The following is a 14379-nucleotide window of genomic DNA, read 5'->3' on the forward strand; positions in this document are numbered from 1 at the left end:
ACCTAATGTTAGACTCACTCATTACTTACTTTTTCTGGACAAGCTTATTTGTCGTAGTTTATTCTATTATTGGCTATCCAATAGTGTTATATGCTCTTGTGCTTATTAAAAGAACCTTTGGCACATCTAAAACTTTAACCTTAGATAAAATAGAGTTTACTGAAAAAGTAGCCGTCGTTATCCCATGTTATAACGAATCAGACATCATTGAAGAGAAAGTCTACAATACGCTATCACTCGACTATCCAAAAGAATTACTAAAGATCTACGTTGTTGCAGATGGTAGTACAGACAATACTTCAAAAGTTATACAAAACTTACAAAACAACGGAATTGATATCCATTATTTCTATGACAAGAAGAGAGCAGGAAAATCAGCTGCTATCAATAGAGTCATCAATAAGGTAAAGGAAGAAATTACTGTATGTACTGATGCCAATACTTTATTGAACAGAATGGCAATTAAGGAAATCATCAAAAACTTTAAGGACAAAAAAGTCGGATGCGTTTGCGGGGAAAAAAGAGTACTTCAGGAAGCAGGTGATGTGGCTTCATCTGGAGAAGGTGCTTATTGGAAATACGAATCATTCCTTAAGAAATTAGATGCTGAACTGACATCTGTAATGGGTGGTGCAGGAGAACTAATCGCTTTTAGAACTAATGTATATCCACAGATTCCTAAAAAGATCATTTTAGATGATTTCTACCTTTCAATGAAAATCTTATTACAAGGATATAAAGTGGCCTACGAGCCTAAGGCTTTTGCTTCTGAGAAAGCGTCGGTCTCGGTAAGAGAGGAAATGAAGCGAAAAATTAGAATCGCTGCAGGTGGTTTTCAAATTATATTTACACTGCTGCCTCTATTCAATATTTTCAAAAGAGGAATGGTCACTTTTCAGTATGTATCACATAGAGTTTTAAGATGGTTATTTGTTCCCTTCGCTCTACCGTTGATATACATTGCAAACTTTTATTTAATGGTTTTTGTTAATCCTTTATACAGTTTACTGTTTTTAGGGCAAACACTAATGTACACTATTGCATTCATAATCCATTCAATAAAAAGAAAAACAAAACCATACAAAGTATTCATGTTGCCCTACTACTATGCAATTATGAATTACTGTGCATTGCTAGGTTTCTTCAGATACTTATCCGGTACCCAATCTTCAGTTTGGGATAAAGCAATCAGAAAATAAGATGAGAAATAAAACTTACATATGGCTCTTACCACTAATATTAATAGGACTTTGTAGTAGTGCTTATATCTTCACTACCTATTCATACCTTGTATTGGGTGATAATCCTAATGCTGGACAAGCATGGAATAATGATGGACGACCGGAAGGTACTTATGTTGTATCAACTCGTCTTACACCACCAGCTGAAAGTGCAGAATTGTTCCAGTATATATACGATACGATCTCTATTGCTTCAGAGGCTTTTATTGAAGAACACAATAGAAACTTTTTAGTAGTAGAAACAGGTGCAGTTTATATCACTTTAGGGTTTGAAGATGCCGATTGGTTTAATACCTTAGGCTTCTATACTTACCCACATAATGATCCACCCGAGAGCATTGCGGATATAGAAAACACTAAAACCATTGTTTTCCCTAAATTGGACACTGAAAACACAATAAATAATGGTTTTCAATTATACCTTGGAGATTACACCGCGGGTACTGTAATTGGCTTTTTCCTAGTATCACAAGGCTGGGATCATACTGCTCCAGATAAAGTTTCTGCTATTGTCGATGGTAGATATACACTTTACTCTAACAGTGATTTGAACGAGGGAGTTGTTGACCCAGATGGTACAGAAATCGGATTCCTGACTCACTCAGTAGTTGTGGCCAACAGAAGAACAACAGAAAGAGATTTCTTATTATGTTTTGAAGATGATATTGAAAATGCAGATTACGACTATAACGATGCTGTATTCTTTGTTCACTCATCACCAGAAAATGCGATTATTACATTTAATGGAGACGTGAATGAACAAATTGTAGCAAGAGATACAACCATTACATTATCATTAAATCAAACATCTACTGTACCTATTACAACACTGATAGAAGATGAAGTTCCGGAAGATGCTGTGATCACAATTACATCCATCTCAAACCCTATGCTAACGACAACACAAGATTTACCTAGTATCTCTGTGTTGGGTGAGGATACAAATATTGGTACGGATACCATTTTCTATACAGCCTGTGATCTAGGTTTTCCTCAAACTTGTGATGATGGTATGATCATCGTAACAACAAGTGATCAGAATGAACCTCCAGTAGCTAGAGATAGTGTATTGATTGATTTTGATGATCCTTTGTTTATTAATGGAATTACTGTAGCCGACCTCGCTACTGATCCAGATGATAATCTAGATTTATCTACAATTGCTATTTTGAGTGATGTTGATTCTAACTTAAATCTAACGATCACAGGTGGAACAATTACTTTTGCTCCTAACCAAGATTATTCTGGCCCTGATTTCATTCTATATAGAGTTTGTGATTTAGGATCACCCGTGTATTGTGATGTCGGATCATTTATTATTGGAGGGAACGATGGCCCTATCGCCAATCCAGATGAAATCGATATTTATGCAGGAGAAGGAGTTATTATGGATGTATTGGGTAATGATACTCCAGGTAGTTCTCCTTTAGATCCGGAAACTCTTACCATCATTTCAAAACCAGATGACAATACTGCAACTGTAAATGTGGTAGACGGAAAAATTGAAAATGTACCTCATCCAGATTTTACAGGTCCTTATGAAATAATCTATGAGATCTGTGACAGTGGTACTCCAACACTATGTGACACCACTACAATTACAGTTAATGTTGTAGATCCACAAGGTGATGAAGTGATAGACCGATCAAATATTCCTCCTTTAGCATTAAACGACTCTGTTGTAACTAATGTGAATACACCGATTTCTATCGAGATCAATAATAATGACTCTGATGAAGATGGTATTATTGTTCATGATTATTCATATATCGTAAAGCCACCATTAAGGGGTGAAGCTACATTAAATGTCTTTGTCAATAATGGGCAATCCATCCCAATTATCAATTACACTCCTAATGAAGGGTTTACAGGAATGGATGTCCTATCGTACAGAGTATATGACGATGGAGACCCTCATTTATCGGACGATGCGTTAGCACTTATCTTTATTACTGAAGATGGAGCAACCATAACTACTAATAATGATACCTTATGGGTAGATACAATCTATGTATCACCTTCTCAGGAAAGTTGTTTTTCTATTGCCAATAAACTTGCTGAAGAAAACTCGACTTTAAACGTTACATCAAATATTATCAATGTCTATCCTAAAAAAGAAGGTGCTTCCTTAAATTATTCGGATTCTGTGATCTGTTATCAAGCACCCGAAAATATGGAAGGAACTGATCATGTCTATTATACCATCTGTGATGCTTGGGGTACTTGCCAGCAAGGGTTATTAGTTATAATAGAAGGGGATGGAACACCAAAATATGAAGAACCTCTACTTACTTTCTATTCGGGTTTTTCTCCGAATGGAGACCAATTAAATGATGCATTTGTAATCGAAGGAATAGGTGGATATCCGGACAATGATATCACAATTTATAACCGTTGGGGACAACCTGTATATAAAGGCAACGGTTACGACAACACATGGAATGGTAATAACCAGAATAATGAACCATTACCTGACGGAACCTACTACTACATTTTAAAAGTAAGAACTCCTTACGAATTCAATTACAACGGCTATGTAGTAATTAAAAGATAATAATTCGTATGAAAAAACTACTCATCTTCTGTTTATTTTGCTTTGGGATAACAGAAGCCATAGGTCAGCAAATGCCTATGTTCTCACAATATGCTTACAACACACTAGCGATTAACCCTGCTTTTGCTGGAACAAAAGATGGGGTAGATGCCACTATGCTTTTTAGAAAACAGTGGACTGATTATGAAGGTGCTCCTTCGACGGTAAACTTTTCTGCCAACTCAGCAATTGCCAAAGGTAAAATGGGAGTAGGGCTAAATTTCGTCAATGATAAAATTGGTATTTCAACCAATAATACTGTGCAAGGGGCTTTTTCATACATTACGCCTATTACACCTGACATCACCATGTCATTAGGTATGTACCTTTCTTTATTAAACTTCAAACACGATTGGGGTGACTTAAGAGTACAACATACCAATGATCCAGTTTTTGGTACAGAAAGCGAATCTATTTCTCAGTTTAATACTGGTTTTGGTATCTACTTCTATAGCGACCGATTCTATTTTAGCTTTTCTGTTCCTAGTATTCTTGAGGTCAGTATGACAAAGACGGATGGTGACAATAATTTATATAGAAGACACTTTTTTGTAAAAGGTGGTGTACATTTCAATTTATCAAACCATATAGATTTTGTACCTTCTGTTTTATTAAAGAAAGTAACCAACTCTAATTTACAAGCTGATGTAACAGCTACTTTTATTTTCCAAAAAATGCTTTGGGTAGGAGCATCATACAGAACTGAAGACGGGTTCGCAATTATGTCACAAGTTGTTCTAAAAGATAGATTTAGAATTGGTTATGCCTACGACTACCCAAATACTGAAATACAAAACCATACCTCTGGTACACATGAAATATTATTAGGTATTAATTTCCCTACGAAGAATAATAACTCAATTATTACCAGTCCAAGATATTTTTAAAGATGAGGACGTTCATACTATATATCATAATACTATCATCGATTAATGTAACTTTTGCTCAAAAACAAGAAACCTTACTACAGAGAGCTGAAAAGCATTACAATAGGCAAGAGTATGTTTTAGCAATTAAAAACTATAATAAAGTCAATACGTTGGATGTTTCTTCTAAGTATCGATTAGGCTATTCATACCAAATGATCGATGATTATCGTAAGGCACTAAAAACTTACCAGAGTATCGTAAAAGTAAAATGGGAAGGCCAAGATTTAGTTTTCCTAAATTACGGTTTGATGGCTAAAGCGATGGGTTTATACGGCAAAGCTGGAGATGCTTTTAAAGAGTATCTTTTTGATCATGCTGACGATAAGGATGTAAGAGATTTATACCTCTCTTGCCAAACACAATATTATGATGAGTTAGTAAAAAATAAAGCACTTACTATAGTCGAAAACCTATCTTTTAATACGGAGCATAAAGAGATATCTCCCGTCTTGCTTCAAGATGGATTGATTTATTCTTCATCAAGAAGAGATCATGTGAAAAATGATATTCACCATAGGGATGGAAACCAGTTTTTAGACTTACACTTTGTCCAAAAAAATGACTTAGGAGTTTATGATGAAACAGAAATTCTTCATGAACATGTATTAAACAACCTGCATGTTGGTCCATCTTGTTATGATACGATCAACAACAAGTTTTACATGACTGTCAATTTAAAGAAAAAGAAGTCTGTTGATGCCATTAATAATCTGCAGATTGTGGTTTCCAACTATGATCCTATTGATCATCATTTTGATAGACCCGAAAGTATCAATATTAATAATCCAGAATATAATTTAGGACATCCTACTATTGCCAACGATGGAAATACCATGTATTTCGTTTCGGATATGCCGGGTGGTCATGGGGGTACAGATATTTATAAAACAGAGAAAGGTATCAACGGTAAATGGACTGAACCTGAAAACCTTGGAGATCTAATTAATACTTCAGGAAATGAAATGTTCCCTTATGTCTATGACGACAATACACTATATTTCTCTTCAGATAGACATATTGGTTTAGGAGGCTTGGATATCTTTAAAGCAATCGTGGTAAAAGGTGAAATTACAGGTATTGAAAACGTCGGGGCTCCAATTAACTCCTCTACGGATGATTTTGGTATCTGTTTCCAAAACCCTAATGAAGGGTACTTTACGTCCAATCGTTTCGATGGTAAAGGAGATGATGATATTTACTCTTTTAAGCATAATTCTTTTGATTTTACCGTTTTTGTTATCGATAGTGTTACAAGAGAACCATTGGAAAATATCATTGTAGAGTGTTATGATAATGACCGTATGGCAGTAATGAATTTTGAAACGGATGAAAAAGGTTATGTACGTTTCAACAGTCGAGACAAAAAGATGATTCAAACTATCGCTGCTATGTCTTCAAACTATAAGTACAAAGAAAAGAATATTAAAGACAGAAAAGAGGAACGTAATGTTGTTGTCATTGAATTAGTAAAAGGAAGAAATTTACAACTTATTGGAGACGTTTTCGATTCTAAGACACATAAGAAAATCAAAAGTGCACATGTATTCCTTTATGATAACGATTCTACAAGAATCCGGTCTATTGGTGATGTAAGAGATGGGCATTATTCTATCATTATAACTGAAGTACCAGATCATCATTACTTTATTTCTAATGCTGAAGGGTACATCACTAAAAATATGAAATTGATTAATCCGACTCCTGATCGATTTGGTGTGATTTATCAAGACATCTATTTAGATCCAATTATGTCCGAAAATGTTGTGGATATTGAAAACATCTATTATCCTTTTGATTCTTCTTTCCTTACAGACAAATCTATATCAACTCTAAATGAAGTATTTGCATTACTAAGAACTAATTATGACTATAAAGTTGAGATGCAGTCACACTGTGATATCAGAGGAACTGAAGGATATAATATGCAATTATCTTTGGAAAGGATGGAATCTGCCATGGGTTATTTAGTTAGAAAAGGTATTTCTAAAGACCGATTGATTCTAGGATATTTTGGTGAAGAAGTAACCGCTATTGATTGTAAAGATTGTAGCGAAAGTGAACATCAATTAAATAGAAGAACTGAGATCAAGATCATTAGGTAATAGTTCCAAGATGTTGGTATTACAGACTTGTTACATTTACTTAAAGATTCTATATAATAAAGTTTAATACCTGCTTTTTCTTAAGAAGTTGTTGTAATTTGTGTTATTAACGAATAGAGGGAATCAATCATAAAGCAAAGTCACTATTTCCTGTAGAATAATGAATGCCAATATCCTTTAATCCCTCAAGGTATTATCGAAATTACTTGCCTAAATACTTAGGCAACTCTTATGAAAAAAGATTTAACTAAAGGATCTGTTTTAAAAGGGATCCTTACCTTAGCCTTACCCATTATTGGTGCCATGTTTATGCAAACTGCCAATAATGTAATTGATATAGCTTGGATTGGAAAAATAAGTAGTGACGCCGTAGCGGGAGTAGGTACTAGTTCTTTTTTTATTCAATTAGTATGGTCTATTTGTTCCATATTTCTTATTGGTTCAGGTATTCTGGTATCACAATCCATTGGAAAAAATAATGAACAGCAAGCAAGAGAATACAGTAGAGAATCACTGATTGCATTATTTGGTATTATTCTCTTGATGGGGGTCTTGATGCAAATCTTCTTTCAACCGATAATTTCATTTTTTAACTTCGAGAAACCCATCGTAGAAGATTATGCTTACACTTATCTAACATGGATGTCAGGCTTTTTATTCTTCTCTTTAACTGTTTTACTTATGACACAGATAAGTAATGCAAGGGGAGACTCTAAAACTTCATTAAAGTATTCTACCATAGGAGTATTTATAAACCTTGTCCTGGATCCACTATTTATCTTCACTTTTGATTTGGGTGTAATGGGTGCTGCGTTAGCTACAGGTGTTGCCCAATTTATTACACTTTTCTTATTCCTAAAACGTTATGCGAAAGCATTTTTTGGTGATAGAGAAGAATGGATTTTTAGATTCGAAAAAGTAGGAGAAATCTTTAAAGTGGGGTTCCCCGCATCGCTACAACGCATCCTATTTACATTAGTAGGAATTGTGATTGCAAAGATTGTTTCAGAATGGGGTAGTGATGCGATTGCAGCTCAAAAAATCGGTAACCAAGTAGAAGGAATTACGTACATGTGCATTGGCGGATTGTCCTCTGCAATGATGTCATTTACAGGGCAAAACTTTGGAGCAAAACAATACAAAAGAATAGAAGAAGGATATAAAAATGCCATGGCATTCACAATCCTAATTGGGTTAATTAATGGTGCATTTTTCTATATTTTCTCTGAGTCTTTAATCCAATTGTTCGTCTCTGAAAAGGATACTATTGCAATGGGAGCAAGCTACCTGGAAATCTTAGGTATAGCACAAGTATTTATGTGTGTTGAAATGGTCACTAGTGGAATTATTAACGGTCTTGGTAAAACCAAATACCCTGCCTATATTAATATAAGTATGACGGTAATCCGAATTCCAATGGCACTATACTTTGCTAAAAACCTAGGTTTAGGAATTGATGGTGTTTGGCTATCAATTGGTGTAAGTATGTTCTTACGAGCTATTTGCTTAACAATAGCCTATAACTATACAAGAAATAAAGTGATTTTAAAATTGAAAAATGAAGTCAGTTAACCATATCATCGATCAACATTTATCCTCTCGATTATTTGAAGGCAACTTCGGTTTTGAAAAAGAAAATATTAGAGTAGATAAATCAGGACATATTGCATTAACTCCACACCCAGAGAAATTGGGTGATAAATTAACACATCCCTACATTACAACTGATTTTTCCGAAAGTCAGATTGAAATGATCACACCTATTCGCCCTTCTGTAAAAGAGGCGTTAGGTTTCTTAGAGACTATTCATGATATCGTTACCTTAAACTTAGATAATGATGAATTGCTGTGGCCTCAGAGTACTCCACCTTTATTACCTGAAGATGAGGCAAAAATTAACATTGCACATTTCGGAGAGAAAGGCATAGAAAATGAAAAATATAGAGAGCATTTAGCCAATACCTACGGAAAGAAAAAACAACTTTTATCGGGTATTCATTTTAACTTTTCGTTTCCAGAGAAAGCATTAGAGCATTATTACAAGACTTCCGAGAAAAATATATCTTATGATAAGTTCAAGGAAGAAATTTACCTAAGAATCACGAGAAACTTCTTGAAAGATAGATGGTTTTTAATTGCATTATTAGGAAACAGTCCAGTACTACACAATACGTACAATAAAAGCTGTATCGATGAATTACCAAAAGCTACTTCCGATGCCCACCACTTTTGTGATGCCACATCGATGAGAAGTAGTATGTGTGGTTATAAAAATAATATCGATTTAATACTTGATTACTCATCAATTGAGAATTATAAGAAAAGTATAAAATCGTGGATTGATAAAGGTGTAATTTCTTCTGAAAAAGAAAACTATTCAACTCTGCGATTAAAAGAAATTAATGGTAAGCTTTCACATATCGAAGTAAGACTATTGGATTTAGATCCTTTAGTTAAGTGTGGCATCAATCCACTGAATGCAGAAATTATCCATATTTTCTTAATCTATTGTCTTTTAAAAGATGAAGAAGGGATCAGTGATGAAGAACAAACTGAAGCACATTTTAATCAAGAAATAGCTGCAGAACAAGGGATGTCGATGACTGCAGACCTTAAAATTGATGGGAAGAAGGTTAATCTTCAAAGAGAGATTATGCTAAAATATAGAGCCATAGAAAAAACTGTTGAAGATATCCTTCCTCAAAAATATATGGCAAGTTTAGAGCATCTAAGAAATCTGTCGGATCATTTAAAACATCGCCCTGCATATAGAGTTTTAGAAGGAATTAAGGAAACTACTTTTTTAGAATTCCATTTACAACAAGCTAAGCAATATTACAAAGAAAGTAACGATCAAAACTATAAGTTTTTTGGTCTAGAGGATATGGAACTTTCTACTCAATTATTATTGAGAGAGGCTGTATTTAGAGGGGTCAATTTTGAAATCATGGATAGACCCGAAAATTTCGTTCGTTTAGAAAAAGAAGGTCATATCGAACATGTAATGCAAGCGACAAGAACATCATTAGATAACTATGTGAGTGTCCTAATGATGGAAAATAAAGTAATGACTAAGAAACTACTTGAAGCTGCCAATATTAGAACTCCAAAAGGAGAACAGTATTCTGATGTTATCAAAGCCAAAGAAGACTTTATGTTCTTCAAAGGTAAAGCCATTGTGATCAAACCGAAGTCAACTAATTTTGGCTTAGGCATTACAATCATTAAAGAAAATAAAAATGAGGAGTTCTATCATAGAGCTATTCAAATGGCTTTTGAACATGATAATTCAATTTTGATTGAAGAATTTGTGACTGGAAAAGAATATCGAATTTTCATTATCAAAGATGAAGTTGTGGGTATTTTACATCGAGTTCCTGCCAATGTGAAAGGAGATGGTGAAAATACCATCAGAGAATTAGTAATTGAAAAAAATAAAGATCCACTAAGAGGAAAAGGGTATAAGACTCCTTTAGAAAAAATTGCTCTTGGTGAGGCTGAAGAAATGTTTTTAGAAACTCAGGGGTACTCATTTAGTACTGTTCCTGATAAGGATCAAATTATATATTTAAGAGAAAACTCAAATATTTCAACCGGAGGTGATAGTCTAGATTTCACTGATGACATTCCAGATTCCTACAAGAAAATCGCCGTTGATGCTGCCAAAGCACTCAATGTCGAAATTACTGGATTAGACATGATGATTGATGATATAAAGGAAGAAGCAAATGTAAATAATTATGCTATTATTGAAATGAACTTTAATCCTGCCATCCATATTCATTGTCATCCGTATAAAGGAAAGAACAGGAAACTGAATGCAAAAGTGATGGATGCCCTAGGGTATTGATTAAAACGGTTGATGATATTAGATGTACTCGGTTAAAAAGCAATTTTTAACTCCTAATTTATCAATCAAACCATCATTTGCTAAACTATAGAGCTGTGTGAATTTCGCATGGCTCTATTTCTTTTAATACGGATTACGTTTAATATATAACAACAAAGCCACCAACCTTTCGATTGATGGCTTTACAACTATCATAACTGAAAACATACTTATCATTTATCCTCTAAAATCATTGATTTGATATCTATGTCCCTCTAGGGTAAATATCAATGTAGTACCACTGTAACTACAATCAACATTTCTTAAAACTTCAAATCCATCATCGTACATATCATCAGGGTTGTTATAGTAGACAATCATTAATTTTAATTGACGGCCTTCGAAAGATGGATCGACATAAGCTTTCGTACCATCAGGAAGTGTTATTGTTTTAACATCTGCTACTTGTGGAGCTTCACTTGCCATCCAATCATTTGTTGGGTGTGTACTTGGACGTAACTCTCTAGTCCATTCACTTAGTGTTTTTTCATGTACTTCAAACGAATTGGTGTCTGTTATTTCAGGTTCATCAACAACTGTTCTATCAGCATGCGATTTCACTAATTTACTTTTATGAATATTCAAACGAGTAGTTTCGGTAGGAGTAACCTCATCAATGATTGCTTTTGAAGTATTCGTTTTTACTAGTTTTACTTTTTGAATATTAGATGTAGTTTCATCCGTTGGACTTACTTCATCAATAAGCTGTTTATTCAAACTTTTCTGTTCTTCATTATGATTGACTATAGTTGAGTCTGGTTGTTCTGCACTCTTTGTCTCAAAATGTTGAACTTTTAATTGTTGAACAGGCGAAATAGGTTGTGGTTCATTGTCATGGTTACAAGCTACCATTGAAAGTAATGATAATGCGATAATCGAAGTTGTGAACAGATTTTTCATAGTAGATATATTTTTGAATGTGTTTTTGAATAATTGTTATAGTTAATCAAACGAGACACATCCATAAGAGATGATGATATTTAATGGAGGTAACATTAGCGGGAAAAACAGTCTCTTAAAGGGAAAAATTGAACATAAAATCCAATAAAAAAGGAGACATATCTCTATGCCTCCTTAACTTCAATCGGTATACTACTTATCTATTATGATTGTTTTACATCGAATCTATCTAGGTTCATCACTTTTGTCCAAGCTTTAACAAAGTCACGAACAAATTTTTCTTTTGATGTTTCGCTTGCGTAAACTTCAGCAATGGCTCTCAATTCAGAATTTGAACCAAAAATCAAATCCGCTCTAGAGGCTCTCCACACTTCTTTTTGCGAAGTTCTATTTTTTCCAACGAATTCCAATTCATCTTTATCTACTGGACTCCACTCTGTATCCATATCTAATAAGTTGACAAAGAAATCGTTTGATAATGTACCAGGATTATCCGTTAGGATCCCCAATGATGAATCATCATAGTTGGCATTTAGTGTACGCATTCCGCCTAATAAAACTGTCATTTCAGGAGCAGTTAATGTTAGTAAGTGAGCTTTATCAACTAAAAGTTCTTCTGTTGTTAAAGTATACTTTTTCTTTTGGTAGTTTCTAAAACCATCTGCCATAGGTTCAAGTACCGCAAATGATGCTGCATCAGTTTGTTCTTGTGTGGCATCCATTCTACCTGGAGTAAATGGTACAGAAATAGAATGTCCACCTTTTTTCACTGCTTCTTCTACCGCAACATTTCCTCCTAATACAATCAAATCAGCAATAGAAACTTGCTTGTTTCCTTTGTTAAATTTTGATTGGATAGCTTCGTACTTTGCCAATACTTTTTTCAACTGAGTAGGGTTGTTACTTTCCCAATTTACTTGAGGAGCTAGACGGATTCTTGCTCCATTGGCACCACCTCTTCGGTCGGAACCTCTATATGATGAAGCTGAAGCCCAAGCTGTTTCTATTAATTCGTTGTGAGCAATACCTGCATTCTTAATTTCTTTCTTTAACCTATTAATATCCGCTTTAGATAACGATTTAGTATTATTCTGAGGAATTGGATCTTGCCAAATAAACTCCTCTTTTGGAATTTCAGGACCTAAATAGGTTGTTTTTGGCCCCATGTCTCTATGTGTTAATTTAAACCATGCTTCAGCAAAAGCTTTATCGAAAGAAAGAGGATCGTCCATAAACTCTTCCATTACTTTTCTATATCCTGGATCTTCTTTTAATGCTAAGTCAGAGGTAAGCATCGTAGGTCTATGTCTTTTCGATTTGTCAAAAGCATCTGGAATAATTTCGCCCACATCTTTTGCCACCCATTGGTGATGACCTGCAGGGCTTTTAGTTAATTCCCACTCATTATTCATCAATAAGTTAATAAACGAATGACTCCATCTAGTTGGGGTAGGTGTCCATATTACTTCAAGACCAGAAGTAATCGCATCCTTTCCTTTACCTGATTTATAAGTACTTTTCCAACCAAAACCTTGTTCTTCAATTTTTGCTGCTTCGGGTGCTGCTCCTACATGTTTAGCATCGCCCGCACCATGTGTTTTACCAAAAGTATGTCCCCCTGCGATTAATGCTACAGTTTCCTTATCATTCATACCCATTCTTCCGAAGGAGATTCTGATGTTTTTTGCTGATGCTAACGGATCAGGTACACCATTTGGTCCTTCTGGGTTTACATAAATTAATCCCATCTGAACCGCTGCTAATGGATTCTCCTTATCCAAATCTAACTCACCCTCTTCATTCAGACGTTTTGATTCTAACCAACCTGCTTCTGAACCCCAGTAGATATCATTTTGAGGTTCCCATACGTCAGCTCTACCACCAGCAAAACCTATCGTTTTAAAACCCATAGATTCTAAAGCAACATTACCGGTTAGTATCATTAAGTCAGCCCATGAGATTTGATCTCCATATTTTTGTTTGATGGGCCATAATAACCTTCTCGCTTTATCTAAGTTTCCATTATCTGGCCAGCTATTTTGTGGTGCAAAACGTTGAATACCCATTCTTGTGCCTCCACGTCCATCTCCTGTACGATAAGTACCTGCACTATGCCATGCCATACGAACGAATAGGGGACCATAATTACCATAATCCGCTGGCCACCAATCTTGAGAAGTAGTTAGTACTTTTTTTATATCGGCTTTTAATGCATAATAATCTAGTGAGTTAAATTCTTCTTCATAGTTAAAGTCTTCACCCATTGGGTTTGTTTTCTCTGAATTTTGAGCTAGAATTTTTACATTCAATTGGTTAGGCCACCAATCTTCATTTGTCTTAGCTGTTTTTAATTGTTCTTTTTTATGGAGTTTATCAAAACCAAAAGGACAACCTCCACTAGATTTTTCTGCTGTTGAGTCTTCGTTATTGTTTGTACATGCCACTGCAAAGACAGTCATGAGTGACAAGGAAAATTGGAATAATTTGTTCATAACTAACGAGTTAATAATGATGATATTTAAAAAGTAAATCGATGGAAATTCTGATGTGTAGAATTTACTTTCTGTTTGATTAAATTGTAGTACAAAAGTAGCCGACAACCCTGAATAAGTAAAATTGATAATATTGATACTAGTATAACTAATGGTTATACATGGGGATCAACTATAAAAACGTTTCTAAGTTATCTCTCACTTTTGGTGAACGAAAAATCACAATCATTGAA

General features: G+C 34.6%; 8 protein-coding genes. 6 read left to right on the forward strand and 2 right to left on the reverse strand.

Annotated elements, in window-relative coordinates; all coding sequences use genetic code 11:
- Positions 1 to 5: 5 nt before the first annotated feature.
- The 6 genes from QL232_RS18465 to gshAB all read left to right on the forward strand — a co-directional run bounded on the left by QL232_RS18465 (position 6) and on the right by gshAB (position 10715).
- Positions 6 to 1199 carry a glycosyltransferase family 2 protein gene (locus QL232_RS18465; protein ID WP_281615290.1) on the forward strand — a complete coding sequence of 398 codons (1194 nt, stop codon included), beginning with the start codon at positions 6 to 8 and terminating at the stop codon, positions 1197 to 1199.
- A gap of 1 nt (position 1200) precedes the next feature.
- Complete coding sequence (locus tag QL232_RS18470; protein ID WP_281615291.1) at positions 1201 to 3795, forward strand: Ig-like domain-containing protein; 2595 nt, start codon at positions 1201 to 1203, stop codon at positions 3793 to 3795.
- A gap of 8 nt (positions 3796 to 3803) precedes the next feature.
- Positions 3804 to 4721, forward strand: coding sequence for a type IX secretion system membrane protein PorP/SprF (locus QL232_RS18475; RefSeq protein ID WP_281615292.1), 918 nt, complete (start codon positions 3804 to 3806; stop codon positions 4719 to 4721).
- 2 nt (positions 4722 to 4723) lie between these two features.
- On the forward strand, positions 4724 to 6865 hold the full coding sequence (locus QL232_RS18480; protein ID WP_281615293.1) for an OmpA family protein: 2142 nt from the start codon (positions 4724 to 4726) through the stop codon (positions 6863 to 6865).
- Between the two features lie 231 nt (positions 6866 to 7096).
- On the forward strand, positions 7097 to 8437 hold the full coding sequence (locus tag QL232_RS18485; protein WP_281615294.1) for an MATE family efflux transporter: 1341 nt from the start codon (positions 7097 to 7099) through the stop codon (positions 8435 to 8437).
- On the forward strand, positions 8424 to 10715 hold the full coding sequence (gene gshAB / locus QL232_RS18490; RefSeq protein ID WP_281615295.1) for a bifunctional glutamate--cysteine ligase GshA/glutathione synthetase GshB: 2292 nt from the start codon (positions 8424 to 8426) through the stop codon (positions 10713 to 10715). The genes QL232_RS18485 and gshAB overlap by 14 nt, the downstream gene beginning before the upstream one ends.
- Before the next feature lie 216 nt (positions 10716 to 10931).
- Here the strand turns inward: gshAB and QL232_RS18495 are convergent, their stop codons facing one another.
- Both QL232_RS18495 and katG read right to left on the reverse strand, forming a co-directional pair.
- Positions 10932 to 11654 (reverse strand): hypothetical protein, encoded by a 723-nt coding sequence (locus tag QL232_RS18495; RefSeq protein ID WP_281615296.1) that lies wholly within the window; start codon positions 11652 to 11654, stop codon positions 10932 to 10934.
- Between the two features lie 203 nt (positions 11655 to 11857).
- The gene (gene katG / locus QL232_RS18500) at positions 11858 to 14146 is read right to left on the reverse strand and encodes a catalase/peroxidase HPI (protein ID WP_281615297.1); all 2289 of its coding nucleotides are present in this window, start codon (positions 14144 to 14146) and stop codon (positions 11858 to 11860) included.
- Positions 14147 to 14379: the final 233 nt, after the last annotated feature.

It is taken from the genome of Flammeovirga sp. SubArs3 (assembly GCF_947387565.1).
In the GTDB taxonomy this organism is placed as follows: Bacteria; Bacteroidota; Bacteroidia; order Cytophagales; family Flammeovirgaceae; genus Flammeovirga; species Flammeovirga agarivorans.